The sequence below is a fragment of the Corynebacterium sp. genome, from assembly GCF_030152825.1.
Taxonomy (GTDB): domain Bacteria; phylum Actinomycetota; class Actinomycetes; order Mycobacteriales; family Mycobacteriaceae; genus Corynebacterium.
In genome coordinates, this window is sequence record NZ_JASLIP010000011.1 from 1 (window position 1) to 16264 (window position 16264).

The 16264-nt window shown below is 67.6% G+C and carries 12 protein-coding genes and 1 pseudogene; 4 read left to right on the forward strand and 9 right to left on the reverse strand.

Annotation, left to right across the window (positions count from 1 at the left end; translation table 11 throughout):
• Nucleotides 1-554: pseudogene (locus Q1V78_RS01940) on the reverse strand (DNA polymerase III subunit delta'); the annotation flags it as partial.
• Here Q1V78_RS01940 and Q1V78_RS01945 point away from each other — a divergent pair.
• Nucleotides 553-2079, forward strand: coding sequence for an adenylate/guanylate cyclase domain-containing protein (locus Q1V78_RS01945; protein WP_300611041.1), 1527 nt, complete (start codon nucleotides 553-555; stop codon nucleotides 2077-2079). The pseudogene Q1V78_RS01940 and the gene Q1V78_RS01945 sit on opposite strands and share 2 nt — an antisense overlap.
• Before the next feature lie 236 nt (nucleotides 2080-2315).
• On the opposite strand, the gene topA is transcribed toward Q1V78_RS01945, so the two are convergent.
• Nucleotides 2316-5225 (reverse strand): type I DNA topoisomerase, encoded by a 2910-nt coding sequence (topA, locus tag Q1V78_RS01950; RefSeq protein WP_300611043.1) that lies wholly within the window; start codon nucleotides 5223-5225, stop codon nucleotides 2316-2318.
• Between the two features lie 305 nt (nucleotides 5226-5530).
• Nucleotides 5531-5734: a cold-shock protein gene (locus Q1V78_RS01955; RefSeq protein WP_300611045.1), complete on the reverse strand. Its 204-nt coding sequence runs from the start codon at nucleotides 5732-5734 to the stop codon at nucleotides 5531-5533.
• A gap of 259 nt (nucleotides 5735-5993) precedes the next feature.
• Here Q1V78_RS01955 and Q1V78_RS01960 point away from each other — a divergent pair, with 259 nt between their 5' ends.
• Nucleotides 5994-8489 carry a DEAD/DEAH box helicase gene (locus tag Q1V78_RS01960; RefSeq protein ID WP_300611047.1) on the forward strand — a complete coding sequence of 832 codons (2496 nt, stop codon included), beginning with the start codon at nucleotides 5994-5996 and terminating at the stop codon, nucleotides 8487-8489.
• 331 nt (nucleotides 8490-8820) lie between these two features.
• Complete coding sequence (locus Q1V78_RS01965; protein ID WP_300611049.1) at nucleotides 8821-10284, forward strand: lipase family protein; 1464 nt, start codon at nucleotides 8821-8823, stop codon at nucleotides 10282-10284.
• Between the two features lie 258 nt (nucleotides 10285-10542).
• Here the strand turns inward: Q1V78_RS01965 and Q1V78_RS01970 are convergent, their stop codons facing one another.
• The 6 genes from Q1V78_RS01970 to Q1V78_RS01995 all read right to left on the reverse strand — a co-directional run bounded on the left by Q1V78_RS01970 (nucleotide 10543) and on the right by Q1V78_RS01995 (nucleotide 15079).
• Complete coding sequence (locus Q1V78_RS01970; protein ID WP_300611051.1) at nucleotides 10543-10848, reverse strand: flp pilus-assembly TadE/G-like family protein; 306 nt, start codon at nucleotides 10846-10848, stop codon at nucleotides 10543-10545.
• Complete coding sequence (locus Q1V78_RS01975) at nucleotides 10826-11146, reverse strand: hypothetical protein (RefSeq protein ID WP_300611053.1); 321 nt, start codon at nucleotides 11144-11146, stop codon at nucleotides 10826-10828. The genes Q1V78_RS01970 and Q1V78_RS01975 overlap by 23 nt, the downstream gene beginning before the upstream one ends.
• Nucleotides 11147-11350 carry a DUF4244 domain-containing protein gene (locus Q1V78_RS01980; protein WP_300611124.1) on the reverse strand — a complete coding sequence of 68 codons (204 nt, stop codon included), beginning with the start codon at nucleotides 11348-11350 and terminating at the stop codon, nucleotides 11147-11149.
• 213 nt (nucleotides 11351-11563) lie between these two features.
• Nucleotides 11564-12724: a hypothetical protein gene (locus tag Q1V78_RS01985; protein ID WP_300611055.1), complete on the reverse strand. Its 1161-nt coding sequence runs from the start codon at nucleotides 12722-12724 to the stop codon at nucleotides 11564-11566.
• A complete protein-coding gene (locus Q1V78_RS01990) occupies nucleotides 12721-13983 on the reverse strand; it encodes a TadA family conjugal transfer-associated ATPase (RefSeq protein WP_300611057.1) in 1263 nt (420 codons plus the stop codon). Before Q1V78_RS01990 ends, Q1V78_RS01985 begins: the two co-directional genes overlap by 4 nt.
• Nucleotides 13970-15079 carry a hypothetical protein gene (locus Q1V78_RS01995; protein WP_300611059.1) on the reverse strand — a complete coding sequence of 370 codons (1110 nt, stop codon included), beginning with the start codon at nucleotides 15077-15079 and terminating at the stop codon, nucleotides 13970-13972. The genes Q1V78_RS01990 and Q1V78_RS01995 overlap by 14 nt, the downstream gene beginning before the upstream one ends.
• A 281-nt stretch (nucleotides 15080-15360) precedes the next feature.
• Between Q1V78_RS01995 and Q1V78_RS02000 the strand changes: the two genes are divergently transcribed.
• Nucleotides 15361-16254 (forward strand): HAD family phosphatase, encoded by an 894-nt coding sequence (locus Q1V78_RS02000; RefSeq protein ID WP_300611061.1) that lies wholly within the window; start codon nucleotides 15361-15363, stop codon nucleotides 16252-16254.
• Nucleotides 16255-16264 lie beyond the last annotated feature (10 nt).

The window sequence follows — 16264 nt, forward strand, 5'->3', positions numbered from 1 at the left end:
CGCAGCGTGATCGAGATGTCCAGCGGGTCGGTGGACGGGGCACACAGCACAAACACGGTGTGCGCGGGTGGCTCCTCCACGGACTTCAGCAGTGCGTTCGAACCGGCCTCGTTGAGGCGATCGGCGTCCTCGACAACGACGACGCGCCACCGGGAGACAGTGGGCATCGACGCGGCGGAACTGATGACCTCCCGGACGTCCTCGACAGGGATGATGGAACCGGTCGTCGCGATCCACACGATATCCGGGTGCGTGCCGGCGGCCGCGGACTGGCACTGCTCGCACTCCCCGCAACCCCCATTCGGGCACACCAGCCCGGTGGCGAAGGCCTTGGCCGCGATCGAGCGCCCCGAACCGGGCGGGCCGGTGAACAGCCAGGAGTGCGTCATCGCCTGCGGGTTCGCCGCCGCGCCCACGAGCAGCTCCCGAACCGGCTGGGCGGTGATCTTGCGCCACACGCCGCGGCCGGCTGCGGGGTCGAATCCAGAGCTATCCACGTTCACGAAGCACAGTCTAGCCCCCGCTGTAGACGGGTTCGATAATGTAATAGCCATGCAACAATTCGCGCGCTACTTGAAATGGGTCTGGGGCACCTACTGGCCCTTGTATGCCGCGATGATTCTGATGACGAACGTGGTCGGCGCGATCGCCGTCGCGACCTTCCTGCGCTTCCTCATCCCGCTGCGCGGTGCACGCGAGCTGACCAGCCCAAACACCGTCACCTCGATTGCTTATTTGAGTTATTTCATTTTCGCGATCGTGGCTGGCGTGGTGTTCACGCTGATCTTCTTCGCCCCCGTGTTGCGCTGGCAACGCAACCCCGATGCCTATGACCCGAACATGATCCGGCATCTGGTGCTGCGCATTCCCTTCCTGCAGTCCGTGACGGGTGCGGTGCTGTGGGCCATCGGCGTGGTGATTTTCACGACGGTGGCCGCGCAGTTCTCCTCGCGGTGGGCGATTACGGTAGCCGTGACCGCCGTGCTAGGTGGGTTGATGGTGACGTTGATGACGTACATGGAGGCCGAACGGCTGGTCCGCCCCGTCGCCGCCCGCGCCCTCGAGCAGGGGTCCCTGGAGCAGTCCGACCTTTCGCCGATGTCCACCCGCCTCATGGCGACCTGGGTGCTGACCAACGCGGTGCCGGTGCTGGGCATCCTGCTGCTGATTTTCGCGCAGGCCCGGAGCTTCTTCGACGGCTCCATGGAGGATCTGATTCCCGCGCTCGTGGCTCTGGCGGCCACCGCCCTGGTCACTGGTTTCCTGGGTGCGCGCTTGAGCGCGATGAGCGTGGTGGACCCGGTGCGCGAGCTGCAGTTCGCCATCAACCAGGTGCGCCGCGGCAACCTGGAAACCACGGTGCGTATCTACGACTCCTCCGAGATCGGCGTGGTTCAGGCCGGGTTCAACGAAATGATGCGTGGCCTGCAGGAGCGCCAGCAGGTCTCGGACCTCTTCGGCCGCTACGTGGGCACGGAGGTCGCCCGCCGCGCGCTGGAGGAGGACCCGGAGCTGGGCGGCGAGTCCCGCGACGTCGCGGTGCTGTTCGTGGACGTCATCGGTTCCACGGGCTTCGCCACGCAGCGCTCCCCGGAGCACGTGGTCTCCGCGCTCAACGAGTTCTTCGACCGCGTCGTGGAGGTCGTCCACGAGCACAAGGGAATCATCAATAAGTTCCAGGGCGACGCCGCGCTCGCCGTTTTCGGTGCCCCGCTGCCCCTTGAGGACGCCGCTGGCCACGCGCTGGCTGCCGCCCGGGAGATGCACTCGAAGCTCACGGATCTGGAGTTCGAGGCGGGCGTTGGCGTGGCTGCGGGCTCGGTCGTCGCCGGTCACATCGGGGCGAAGGACCGCTTCGAGTACACCGTCATTGGCGACGCCGTGAACCAGGCTTCCCGCCTGACCGACCTGGCGAAGGACACGCCGGGGCGCGTGCTGACGAGCGCGGCGACGGTGCGGCTCGCCAATGAGGCAGAGCAGCGCCGCTGGACGATGCTGAAGTCCGTGGAACTGCGCGGCCGCCGCCAGATGACGCAGCTGGCCCGCCCGGTGCGCGCCACCCTCGCGGACCGCCACTAGTCGGCGGGGCGCTGTTCGATGGCGCTTCGTAGGCCTTCTTGACTGCCGCTCAGGGCATCTTCTCACTCATCTTCGTACTTACTTCTCACTGTACGAAGATGAGTACGAAGTTAAGTGAGAAGTTCTCGCCGGACCCAGCAGACACAGCGCGCAACTAAAAGCCCGGGTCGTGGCTCCCATTGGGAGATCACGAGCCCGGGCCGAGCGCTGCTTAAGGCTCTAGCGACGCTTGAGGGCTAAGCCTTCTTGGCCGCCTTCTTCGCGGTCTTCTTGGTGCTGCGCTTCGTGGCCTTCTTCGCAGTCTTCTTCGTGCTCTTGCGGGTGGACTTCGCCGGTCCCGCGGCAGCCTTCTCGGCGTCCTTCGCCCGGCGCTCCGAAAGCAGCTCATTGGCCCGCGCGTCCGTCAGGGTCTCCGGGGTGTCCCCGCGGCGCAGCGACGCATTGGTCGTGCCATCGGTGACATAAGGCCCGAATCGACCCTCCTTGACGGACATCGGCTTGCCGGAGACGTCGTTGTCCCCCAGACGCTTCAACGGCGGCTTCGCGGCAGCGCGGCCGCGACGCTTCGGCTCCGCGTAGATGCGGCGCGCCTCGTCCAGCGTGATGGTGAACAGCTCCTCCTCGCTGCCCAGGGAGCGCGAGTCCGAACCCTTCTTCAGGTACGGGCCATAGCGGCCATTCTGCGCGGTGATGACCTCCCCGTCGGCGGGATCCACGCCCACCTCGCGCGGCAGGCTCATCAGCTTCAGCGCATCCTCCAGGGTGACGGTGGCCGGCTCCATGCTGGCGAACAGCGAGGCGGTCTTCGGCTTCAGGGTCTCCTCAAGGATCTCCTTGATCCGCTTGGCCTTCTTATTCTCGAAGGTCTTGGTCTCACGCGACAGGGGCTTCTTGCCCTCCTTCGCACGCTCGGCGTCCTCCTCATCGCGCTCGGCGAGGAAGACCTTCTCCGCCTTCGCGGTGACCTCGGCTTCCTCGTCCTCGCCCAGCACCTCGGTGACGTACGGGCCGAAGCGACCCTCGCGGGCCACGATCATGCGCCCGTTCTCCGGGTTGCGGCCCAGCTCGCGGCCGGACTGCGGGGTGGCGAAGAGCTTCTCGGCGACCTCCAGGGTCAGCTCGTCCGGGGTCATGGACTCCGGGAGGTTGGCGCGCTGCGCTTCCTCCTCGCCCTTATCGTTTGTCACCATGCGCTCGAGGTACGGGCCGTAACGGCCGACGCGGACGACGATCGGCACGCCGTTGGCGTCGTCGAAGAGGTGGAGGGAGTTCACGCGGCGGGCGTCGATGCTCTCCAGGTTCTGGGCGACCACATTCTTCAGGCCGTAGTTCTGGGAGCTGGTGCCGCCACCGAAGTAGAAGCCCTCCAGCCACTTCGTGCGGTCCTCGTTGCCCTCGGCGATGGCGTCCAGCTGATCCTCCATCGCGGAGGTGAAGTCGTAGTCCACCAGCGCGCCGAAGTTCTGCTCCAGCAGCCCGACGACCGCGAAAGCCACCCAGCTGGGGACAAGCGCATTGCCACGAGGCAGGACGTAGCCGCGGTCCTGAATGGTGCGGATAATCGACGCGTAGGTCGACGGGCGCCCGATGCCGAGCTCCTCCATCTTCCGCACGAGGCTGGCCTCGGTGTAACGGGCCGGCGGGGTCGTCGTGTGACCGTCGGCGGTGACATCATCCGCGGTGAGGAACACGCCCTCGGTTACCTGCGGGAGACGCTTCTCCGCGTTATCGGCGACGTCCTTACCTTCCGCGGTGCGGGAGACCTCGACGTAGGCCTTCAGGAAGCCCGGGAAGGTGACGGTGCGGCCGGTGGCGGTGAACTCCACCTCGGTGCCCGCCTCCGGCTCGCCGGACGTGCCCGCGATGGTGACCTTCATGGAGGTGCCGCGGGCGTCGGCCATCTGGGAGGCGACGGTGCGCTGCCAGATCAGCTCGTAGAGCTTGAACTCCTCGGCATCCAGCTTCTGCGCGAGCTGGCCGGGAGTCTGGAAGCGCTCGCCAGCTGGGCGGATCGCCTCGTGGGCCTCCTGGGAGTTCTTCACCTTGCGGGTGTACTGGCGCGGGCCGTCCGCCACGAACTGCTGGCCGTACAGCTGGGCGGCCTGCGCGCGGGCAGCGTTAATGCCAGCAGTGGACAGCGTTGTGGAGTCCGTACGCATATAGGTGATGTAGCCGTTTTCGTACAGGCGCTGCGCGATGCGCATCGTGCGCTCCGAGGTGAAGCGCAGCTTCCGGCCGGCCTCCTGCTGCAGTGTGGAGGTCATGAACGGCGGGTACGGGCGGCGGGTGTAGGGCTTTTCCTCCACGTTTGCGACGTGCAGTTCCTCGCCCTTAATTCCGGACGCCAGCTGCTTGGCGCGCTGCTCGTCCAGGACCAGCGGGGCGCCGGACTTGCTGGCCTTGAGCGTGGCGTCGTCCTTAAAGTCGCGACCCTGCGCGATGCGCTGGCCACCCACGGTGGCGAGCTTGGCCTGGAAGGACGCCGGGTCGCCGTCCAGCCGGGCGGCGGGGTCGATCGTGAGCTCGGCGGTCAGGTCCCAGTAGTCGGCGGCGCGGAAGGCCATGCGCTCACGCTCGCGCTCGACGATCACGCGGGTGGCGACGGACTGCACACGCCCTGCGGACAGGCGCGGCATAACCTTCTTCCACAGCACCGGGGAAACCTCGTAGCCATAAAGGCGGTCGAGTACGCGGCGGGACTCCTGGGCGTCCACGAGGTTGTAGTCCAGCTCGCGGGTGTTTTCCACAGCCTCGAGGATCGCGGACTTGGTGATCTCGTGGAAAACCATGCGGCGGACCGGCACCTTGGGCTTCAGAACCTCCAGCAGGTGCCAGGCGATGGCCTCGCCCTCACGGTCGGGGTCTGTCGCGAGCAGCAGCTCATCGACCTGCTTGAGCTTGGCGCGCAGATCGGCGACGCGCTTCTTCTTATCCGGGGAGACCACATAGAGGGCCTCGAAGCCCTTATCCACGTTCACGCCGAGGCGCGCCCACGGCTCCTTCTTATACTTCGCCGGAACGTCCGCGGCGCCGCGTGGGAGGTCACGAATATGCCCAACTGAAGCCTCGACGATGTAATCGGACCCCAGCATTGGGGCGATCTTCTTGGCCTTAGTTGCAGACTCGACAATGACTAAACGCTTCACGTGACCTCCGCATGGATTTGCTCCTTAGATTGCCACAATAGGCAAGTGATACCTGCTTAGTGGAAATCGGGCGGTGTGTTATCCCCACCTTTTGGGCAGCTCCCCACCCCTGTTGCAACCCGACCGGATGGTGCGAGAAGCCCGAAATAGGTTCTTGCTGCCGTTGGGGATTGAGGTTAGCGGGTGGTGCAAACACGGGGGTGAAGAAAAGCAAAAGGGGACGGTGGAAACCACCGCCCCGGGGCGTTTGCTCTTCGCTGTGCCTACTGCCTAGTCGGCAGTCGGCTTCAGCTCATACTCGCTGCTTACAGCGGCTGGACGTTCTGAGCCTGCGGGCCCTTCGCGCCTTCGCCGACCTCGAACTCGACCTTCTGATCCTCCTCGAGAGTGCGGAAGCCGCTGCTCTGGATCTCGGAGTAGTGGACGAAAAGGTCCGCGGAGCCATCTTCTGGGGCAATGAATCCATAGCCCTTCTCCGAGTTAAACCACTTCACAGTTCCCTGCGCCATTTTCAAACAACCTAACTTTCTTGGCGTACCAGCCCCGCCAACTTTCAGCGGAGCAGGGCCTTCACCGCCACATCAACGGTTGACACCGCGCATGGGATTGGGACCACACACCAGTGTGCCATGTTTTTTTCGCCACCGATAGGGCTTTGAGGTGAACAATCGGTCGAACGCTTAATGCAGCGCTGCCGGGTGCCGCCCCACCCCACCCTTTTAAGGCACCCCGTGCCGTGTCTGGCGCTCGGGCTAGACTGCCCTCATCATGGCTGAGCAGTCCACCACCCCCACCCCCGGCGCAAGTAGCGCGCCCCACTCGCCCAGCGCAGGTAGTGCGCCCCACTCGCCCAGCGCAGGTAGTGCGCCCAACTCACTCGGTGCCGAGCTCATCGAGGACTTGCGCGCGGCCATGCCGGACTCCACCGTCACGCACGTCCGCCACGTCCCGGCGCGCCTGTCCACCCCCGCGGACTGGCCCGACTGGTCGCTCCCCTCGCTCAGGAAGACGCTGCGCCGAGGCGGCGTCCAAAAACCGTGGTCCCACCAGGCCGAAACGGCACAGCATGCGTGGGAGGGCAGGGACGTCATCGTCGCGACCGGAACCGCTTCCGGTAAGTCGCTGGGCTACCAGCTGCCGATCCTCACCACGCTGGCCGAGGACCCGACCGCCACCGCGCTGTACCTGGCCCCGACGAAGGCGCTGGCACAGGACCAGATGCAGGCCCTAGCCCGGCTGTGCGCGGCAACCCCGGAGCTCGCGGACGTCATGGTCGCCACCTACGACGGCGACACCCCACCCGAGGCCCGGCGCGCGATCCGGGAGCAGGCGCGAATCATCGTGACGAATCCGGACATGCTGCACGCCTCGATCCTCGGCAATCCGAAGCGGTGGGCACGGCTGCTGAAAACCCTGCGCTACCTGGTGGTTGACGAGTGCCACGTGTACCGCGGGGTCTTCGGTGCGCATGTGGCGATGGTGCTGCGGCGGCTGCTGCGGCTCACTCCGGGGGCTGGTCCTTCCGGTTCGGGGCTGACTGGTTCGTCGTCGGTGGCGGGTCCGTCGTCGGTGACTGGTTCAGAATCGAGGACGTCAGGACCCACCGTGATCATGGCCTCCGCGACCAGTGTGGACCCGGCTGCGCACGCGCGTCTGCTGACCGGGCGGGCGGAGGTTGCCGCGGTGACGGAGGACGGCTCACCGGCGGGCGAGCGCACGATCGCGTTGTGGGAGCCCGGCTTCCTGGAGGGCGTGGAGGGCGAGCACGGCGCACCGGTGCGCCGCAGCGCAAACTCGGAGGCCGCGGAGGTCATGGCCCGGGTCATCGCAGCAGGTGCGCGGACTTTGAGCTTCGTGCGCTCCCGGCGCGGGGCGGAGATCGTGGCCCTGGCCGCCGCGGAGGAGCTCGGCGGGATGGGCCGGGCGGAAGACGCCGCGCGGGTGGCCGCCTACCGGGCCGGATACACCCCGGAGGACCGCCGCTACCTGGAAAAGGCCCTTGACGAAGGCGAGCTGCTGGGCGTGGCCGCAACCAACGCACTGGAGCTCGGAATCGACGTGGGCGGGCTGGACGCCGTCGTCGCCGCGGGATTCCCCGGCACCATCGCGAGCTTCCGGCAGCAGGCCGGGCGCGCAGGACGGCGCGGGCAAGGGGCGCTCGTGGTGCTGGTCGGCGCGGACGACCCGATGGACACCTACCTCATCCACCACCCGTCGGACCTGCTGGACCGGGAGGTGGAGAACACGGTCTTCGACCCGCACAACCCTTATGTGCTGGCCGATCACCTAGTGTGCGCGGCTGCGGAGCGCGCGCTGAGCGATGGGGAGATCGCGGAGTGGCAAGGCGAAGCGGTGGCCGAGCACCTGATCTCCCGCGGGGTGTTGCGGCGGCGGCCGCACGGGGTGTTCGCGGATCTGCAGGCGGCGGAGCAGATCCACGGGCAGGTGGCGATCCGCGGCGGGGCGGCGGGCCAGGTGGCGATCGTGGAGTCAGAGTCGAGGCGCATGCTCGGCACGGTGGACGAGGCGCGCGCGGTCTCGGACGTGCATTCCGGCGCGGTGTATGTGCACCAGGGCGAGACGTACCTGGTAGATGACCTGGATCTTTCCGCGGGCGTGGCGTGGCTGCATCAGGCGAGCCCGGAGTACAGCACGCGGGTGAAGCGGGATACGGATATCCAGATTCTGCGCACCCAGGGTACCCGTCAGCTGACGGAGGGTGTGTGGCTGGCGGACCTGAATGTGGAGGTCTCGCACACCGTGACTGGCTTTACCAAGCGGCTGCCGGGCGGGGAGATCATCGATAACGTGCCGCTGGATTACCCGCCGGAGCGGCTGCGCACGCGGGCGGTGGCGTACACGATTGCGCCAGATGTGTTGCTTGACCTGGGCCTTCCGGAGCCAACGTGGCCGGGAACCTTGCATGCGGCGGAGCACGCGGCGATCGGATTGTTGCCGCTGATCGCGACGTGTGACCGGTGGGATATCGGTGGGGTGTCGATCGTGCAGCACCCGGACACGGGACTGCCCACGGTGTTCGTGTACGACGGCTATACCGGCGGGGCGGGGTTCGCGGAGAAGGGCTTCGCGGATTTCGGCCGGTGGATGGCCGCGACCGCGGAGGCCGTGGAGTCGTGCGAGTGCGAGGCGGGGTGCCCGTCGTGCGTGCAGTCCCCGAAGTGCGGGAATGGCAATGACCCACTGTTCAAGACGGGCGCGCTGGAGTTGCTCCGTTTCCTGGCTGCCGCGACGGCCCAGAACTAGCCGGCCCGCTGAATGCTCCATCGATGCGTTTTGCAGAGTTTGATGCCGTTTTCCACCCGATTTCCGGCATCAAACTCTGCAAAACACCCTGAGGGAAGCGAGGAGAAGCCGGGGAGGAGCTGCGGGGAAGCGAGGGCCGCGGGGGGATGCCCTGAGGGCAGCCGTGGGGGAGCCGGGGTTCCAGCGAGGACGCAATGCAATGGCACAGTACGAGAACACCGGGCAACGCGGAGCTTTCAGTGAAAAGGGCGAAGCAGACAGACCGGGGCAGCTACTGTGATGAACACCAAGTATTTTTACACACGAAGCTAATAATCGTGAAGGAGCGCCGATGCCCGCCTTTCCTCGCTCACTGAGCACTCGCCCCCGCCGAGCCACCGCCGCGCTGAGCGCCGCGACCCTGGCGTTCGGGGTTCTTGTCGCAGGGAGTGGGGCCGCCACTCCTGCCCCTGGCTCCTCCGCGGGCGGGGCCGAAAACCCGAACGCAGGCTCCTCCCAGGTCTTCGGTTCCATCGCGGACACCACCCCGCGCCCGCTGGTCAACCTCGGCGATCCGATGCGCGACCCAGCCCCGTACACCAAGCCCACTGCGGATTCCGGCCTCGCGTGGAGCTCGGTCCCGGCATCCCCGGGCGAGCACATCGCGCAGGTCCCGCTTGACGAGTCCCTGCGCCTGGCCAACGCAGGCGCCCAGTACCGCGTCGCGCACTCCACCACTGACCAGCACGGAAAGGTCGTGGCCTCCACGGGGGCGATCTTCCTCCCCAAGGGCACCCCGCCCGAAGGCGGCTGGCCGGTCCTCGCCTGGGCCCACGGCACAGTGGGAATGGACGACATTTGCGCACCCAGCATCAACGACCGCGGCGAGCGCGATAGCGCCTACCTGAACCACTGGCTCTCCCAGGGCTATGCCATCGTCGCCACGGACTATGCGGGGCTCGGTACACCTGGCCTCATGAGCTACCTCAACTCTCAGACCACCGCGGATTCCGTCGTGGATTCCGTGATCGCCGCCCACAAGGCCGACCTCTCAGCGGCACTCCCCGCAGAGAGCAAGGGCCAGCCCGTGCTCTCCAAGAAGTGGGCCGTGATCGGCCAGTCCCAGGGCGGGGGCGCGGCACTGAACGTGGCACATGGCGCGACGTCCCGCTCCCAGCCCGCGGGCCTGGACTTCCGGGGCACCGTCGCCACCGGTGCACCCGCTTATATTGAGGAGATCGTGCTCGCGGGCGGCCCCACCTTCCCGGCTATCCCACTGCCAGCAGGCCTGAACAGCTACGCGCTGTACATTCTCGCCGGGTTCCGCGAGGCCAACCCCGATATCGACGTGGACTCCGCGCTAACCAAGGAGGGCCGCAAGATGGTCGATGCTTCCCTGAAGAGCTGCCTCTCCGAGACCGCCGACGCCGTCCGCGGCACCAACCTTGCCCGCGCGTTCAAGAAGCCGTTGCGGGACGTCCCTGGCCTACCGGAGGCGCTGCGCAACTACATGGCGACCCCGACCACCGGCTATGACCGTCCGGTCTTCCTCGGCCACGGCCTGGCGGACATGGACGTCCCCACCCCGATCGGGCTCTCCCTGAACACGGAGATGTGGCTCAAGCAGTTCTCCGGCAGCCCCCGCAACGCGCGCGTGGAGGTCCGCTGGTACCCGACCGACCACGGTGGCACGGTACCGGCGTCCCAGGTTCACTCCACCCCATTCCTGAAGTCCATCTTCGACGACGACGCCGCTCCGGGTCCCGTCGGCTCGCTCGGTTCCGCCGATCCGTCGGGCGCCCCCGCGAAGTCCTAGGCCGTAGTTCCGGCGCCCCGCACCACATCGACACGTTTTGCAGAGTTTAATGCCGCTTTTCAGCCGATTTCCGGCATCAAACTCTGCAAAACTCCCTAGGAGCTCTGCAAAACACCCTCAGGGGAGGCCGCGGGGAGCCGCGAGCAAGCCACGGGGAGCCGTGGGGAGCCGTGGGGGGCCGCGCGAGCGGGGGGGGAAGCTGTAAGGGTGCCCGCGGGGCTCCAATGCCGGCTCACATCGGGCCGGTCCCACGACGGATCACATCGGGCCGGCAACCGCCGTAGCGTGCCGACCCTTCAAGGAAATTTCCACGCCCACTGTGTCCGGCCCCTCCGGCCCCACCTCACAGCCCACCAGTTCCGCGGCGTTGGCCCGCGCGAGGATCCCGGCAATCCCGCAGGCATCCGCGTCCCCGGCCACGTGCGCCTGCGCAGCAGACAGTGCCACTAAGTCGGCGGCCACCACCGCCCGCTGGTGAGCGTCCACCTGCCCGAACCCCAGCACGATCACCCCGCACAGGGTGATGAGCCCCAAGATGGAGCTAACTCCCGCTGCTGTCGGCATTGGGCTCCTCCAGGATCGATTCCTCGACGGTGACGTCGAACAGCGGGGCCTGTTTCGTCAGCCGCACCGTCACCATGGACCACGGCGTCTCCCCCACGGGCTTGCGCGTGATCTCCACCGTCTCCCCCTCGCGGCCGGTGAGTTCGCCATCGCCCACCCCGAGGGCCGCCATGCGCGCGACATCCCGGGCGCTCGAATGCGCCGCCATGCTGGTCGCCAGAGTGCTGAGCCCCGCGACCAGCAGTCCGACGGTCACGGCGATGGCGGTCAGTACGGATGCCCCCTCCACCGTGTTCATCTACTTGCCTTCGCTTAGGGCCCGCTCGAAGATGCCGCTGAGCGCTCTCTCCACTGCATCCGACGTCACCACCGTGTACAGCAGCGCCCCGAGCGCCGCGGCAGCCACGCACCCGAGCGCATACTCAATCGTGCTCATCCCAGATTCATCCTCGTACTGCGCCCTCGCAGCACCCCGAATCCACAGCTCAGCGCGCTGAAACACGGTCAACCCGCCGGAAGTATCCGCAATCGCGATCTCCGTTGTCTGAGTGGCAGTGTTCTTGGTGTTCATGGTCATTGTTCTCTCCCTTTCGGTCTCATTTCTTCGGTGTTCTTGTGTCGCCTTTGACGTATGCCTATTTCCTTCATGCCTTCATTCTTTTGCCCTCGATTTGAGCCCCCTCCTTGTTCCTTTTCGACGTCGCCCCCGCCGGCCTTAGATCCCCGCCAGCCCGATGACCAGTGGCACCAAGCCGATAAGCACGAATGCCGGCAGGAAACACAGGGTCAGCGGTGCGGCGACAGCGATGAGCACGCGTTCCGCACCCGCCTCAACCTGGTTCAGGCTGTGTTGACGGATGCGCCGAGCCTGGGCCTTCGCGCCGTCGGCCAGCCTGGTCCCGGCCCTGGTCTGCTGAGCCGCCTGGCGTGCCACGGGGCCGTAGTGCTCGTGGCTTTTCAGTGGCTCCCAGGCCGCCGGGCCTGCTCCCAGCTGGAGCAACGGCTCAACATCGTGGGCCGGCCCCTTGCCCGGCCCGACCGCTACGCCCCATGCTGCGGCCACCGGTAGCCCTGCAGCCAGGGCCAGCGCAAAGATGTCCAGGTGCCGGGCGACGGCCAGAGCCTGCCCGGTGGGCCCGGCGCGCCGACCCACCCCACCCAGTACCTTGGCGGTCAGCGCCTCGGTCCACAGCACACCGGCGCAGGCGAGCATCGCCCCAATAAGCAGAAGGCCAAGCCCGATCACGCTGCCGAAAAGCGTGCCGCCGGGGTCCAGTCCCATGCTCTGACCGATGCCCACCGCCCCCACGGGCATCGCGAGCAGCAGTACCTCCGTGAGCCGGGCCCCGGCCATCGCCGCTGCGGTTTTCTCTTGCTGGGCAGAGTGCGCTTCCAGATCCGCGACGATGCTGTCCGCCAGCGGCGCGAAGCTCATGCCCGTGCGCTCGGCGAGCTCCCAGAGTTCGCAGAACTCCTCAACATCCTGGACCACCAGCTTGGCAGGGCTAATCCCCTCTCCAACCGCACGCCTGTCACCCGCAGGGCGAATCTCTCCCCGGTTCCGCAGCACCGCCGCGGGGCTTGCGCCCAGGCGGACCTGCCCGGCGATGAGTGCCAGCTGTCCGCCGAGCCCCTCCCCGATATGTCCGCCCTCTCCGACCTCTTCGTCCTCGCAATCCGCGGCCGCGGACTCCACCGCGTCCACCACCCGAGCCCCGGCGGCGACCTCCCGGGCGCAGCTGTCCGCGAGATCCCGGAACAGCTCTAGCTGCCGGCGCTGGACCCTCCCATGACGGATCCGCACGCCCACCCGGTAGCCGGTGAACGCCCCCATCGCGGCCACGGCGGTCAGCGTCAACACGATCAACAAGGTCATGGCAGCTCCTCCCAACCGTCGAGGGGACGCCCGTCCCACACCGGTCGGAGCCGCAGCCCGCGGTGCTTACTTCCTTCCGGCACCGTTCCCGACTCCCTGTCCGTCACCGCGATCGTGGCCACACGCCGTCGCCCACCCGCGCGTTCCAGATGAACGAGGACGTCGATCCCGTCGGCAGCCTGCGCATGCAGCGCCTCCGGGTTCATCCCCGCCATCGCCCCGAGCGCGGCCAGCCGGCCCGGCACCGCTGCCACCGAGTTGGCGTGCATCGTGCCGGCCGACCCGGCGTGCCCCGTATTCAGCGCAACCAATAGATCCGAAACCTCGGCGCCACGGACCTCGCCCACGACGATCCGGTCCGGCCTCATGCGCAAGCACTGCCGCAACAGCAGCTGCATCCCGATCTCGCCCGCACCATCAGCGTTCCCTTCACGCGCGGCCAGGGCCACGACGTGCGGATGCACCGGCATGAGCTCCGGGGTGTCCTCCACCAACACGATGCGCTCGCGCTCGGGAACCTCCCCCAGCAGGGCGGCGAGCAGGGTCGTCTTCCCCGTGCCGGTACCGCCCGTGACCAACAAATTCTTGCGTGAAAGCACGAGCCTGCGCAGCACGTCGCGCACCTCGGCCGGCATCATTCCCGCCTCGCAGAGATCCTCCAGCCCCAGGCGCCCCCTCGTCAGCGTCCGCAGGCTCAAACACGCCCCACCCCGCGCCGGTGGCGAGAGCATCGCATGCACCCGCAGGGCCGCGGCGGGAATCCCGGGCGGCAGGTCGTCGATGATGCCGTCGGCGAAGGGCCGCGCGTCGTCCAGCCGCACCCCACACACCGCGGCGAGCCGTACCGCAAGCTCCCGCACCTCGGGTGGCTCAAGGCTCACCGGGGTGCGCTCAACGCCGTGACCCCGATCCGCCCACACCGCACCGTCGGGATTGACCACCACGTCGGTCACGCCCGGCTCCGCAAGCACCTCGGTGAGCACGCCCAGCCCAGAAAGCTCCCGCTGGATATCCCGCAGTTGCCGCACGGTATCCGGGATATTTTCATACGACGTCGCCCCGGTCACCGCCTCCATCGCGTTTAGGATTTCGGCCTCGCTGGCCTGCCTGGCGCCCTGCACTGCGAGCTGGTGGCGGACCTTATCCAACAAAGAATTATCGGTGGCCACCGCTGCGTCAGCGCCTTGCTCCCCGGTTGCCTCAGCCACGGCCCCTCCCGGGATCAGGCGCAGCTTGTTCAGCCCCTCAGCAATCCACATCCTGGCCCCTCCCCAGCGCGCTCGCTCCCGGCAGATACCCCAGGATGCGCGCGCCGAACTGCAGGTCATTGGCGCTCGCCTCGCCTGAACACCCGTCCAGCGGCTCCGCGGCGATCGCCCCGTCCCACGGCCACAGCTCCACCGGAGCCCTGCCCAGCATCTGCCGCAGCGCGATCGGGGTCTCCAGTCCTGCTTCCTCCCGTAGGACGCCCACCGCCGGCACATCCACTCCGTCCAGTTCCGCCAGGCATCGGCCCAGCGCGTGCACCCCGGCCACGGTCGGGCGGGTCACGCACACCACGAGGTCAGCGCCCCGAGCAGCCGGGCCTGGGGCACCTGCCACCGAACTTCGCGATTCGGCCTGCCCTGGCGGTGCCACGTTCCTGACATCCGCCATCGGGTTCACCCGGCCGCGATCCACCACCGCGACCCCCGCTGCGAGATAACCCGCGACCCCCGCCACGGGGTACTCCGCAGCGGGCTCCGCCGCCTGCCCGTCCCCAGCGCCGAGCCGCCGCGAGCGAAATCTCAGCCCTGTCCCGCCCGGCGCGACCGGCCAATCCTCCACCGGAACGCCCTCGCGCTCCCCTATGCCTGGCTCACCCACGCGCCGCCCCGGCACCGCTTCCCAGCCGAACAGCAGATCGAGCCCCACGGAATCCGGATCGGCGTCCACCAGGCTCACCGGGGTGGCGTCCTGAAAAAGACAGTGCGCCAGGGCCAGCGCGAGGTGCACCGCGAGGCTGCTGGTGCCCGCCCCACCCTGCACGCCGTGGACGTGGATGCGTGGCGTGTCGATCACACCGAGATTCTCGGCGAGTTCCAGCGCCCCACCAGCGGTGACGGCTTCGCTCAGGCTCGCGAGCAAGGCGTCGTCGATGCGCCGCAGACCGCGGTGCAGGCCGTTCGGGAACTTCGACTCCGCCTCGTCCCGCCGCAACTGCTCCCGCCCCGTCGCAGCGACGGCCATGGCGACGGCGTCGGCACTATCGTGATCGGCCACGTCCACGATCACCGGCGTGCGCAGCATGCCCCGCAGCACCTCCGCGTGCCGCGCCCGGTCTGATCGAAGTAGCTTGCTCCCCCATGCATTCATGGCTTCACTCTCACACGCGGGCACCGGGCACCGACAGGCCTGCCAGCAGCCTGTGGACAGACACCCGCCGGGCCGGTGTTCACGCCCCGCTATGGCCCCCGAAGCCCTTTTTTCTGTGGATAACCCGCCCCGCCGCGTCACCGGCCACGCCGCCCACCACTCAGCACGCCCCATCACCCACCGCGCCGCCACGCCATTCACCCCATCACGCGTCCGCACCCACCCACCGCCCCTGTGAAAACTGTGGACTTTTGTGAATATTGATACCTAGAATTGATGCCGTGACGCCTCTACCCAGGATCAGCAACCGCATCGCGAGCCGCCGGACGGCCCCAGGTCGCACGGCCCGGCGCACGCTCGCGGTGTTCGACCTGGATAAAACCATCGTGGATACCAGCGCCTCCATGGCCTACGGTCGCCCGATGGCCAAGCGCGGGATCATCACCACGGGGGAAATGCTGCGCATCGGCGCGATGCTGTTCAGCTACATGATGACCACCCACACGGACGAGAACCTGGACGCCACCAAGGAAGCCCTGGCCTCCATGATCCGCAACCGCCCCGCGGCCTCCCTGCGCGCCATCGCAGAGGACGCGCTGCAGGAGGTGCTGATCCCTTATGTCTACGCCGAGGCCCGCGACTTCATCTTCGAGCACCACAAGTTGGGCCACGACGTCGCCATCATCACCGCATCCGCCCGCGTCCTGGTGGACCCCATCGCCCGCGAGCTCAAGGCGGACTACCTGATCGCCACCGAGCTAGAGGAGATCGACGGCACGTACACCGGCAAGGTTCTGCACTTCAACAAGGGGCAGGCGAAGGTGGACAAGCTGATGGAGCTGGTCGAGCGCGGTGGCTACGACCTCTCCCGCAGCTACGCCTACACGGATTCCCACACCGACCTGCCCCTGCTTGAGGCAGTCGGCCACCCCTATGCGATCAACCCGGATCGCCAGCTACGCAAGATCGCCCGCGAGCGGGACTGGCCGATCGAGTACTTCAGCCGCCCGGAACCGCTCTTCAAACCGGGCAAGGTCATCGCTGGCGCGGGGACGCTCGCGCTCATCGGCGCGGCCACCACCGGCCTGATCCTGTGGTTACGCCAGCGCGCTCAGGACGTCGGTTCCGCCAGCACCCCGCAGCTCCTGGCGCGCCTCATTCCGCGTCGCGCCTAGTAGAACCAGC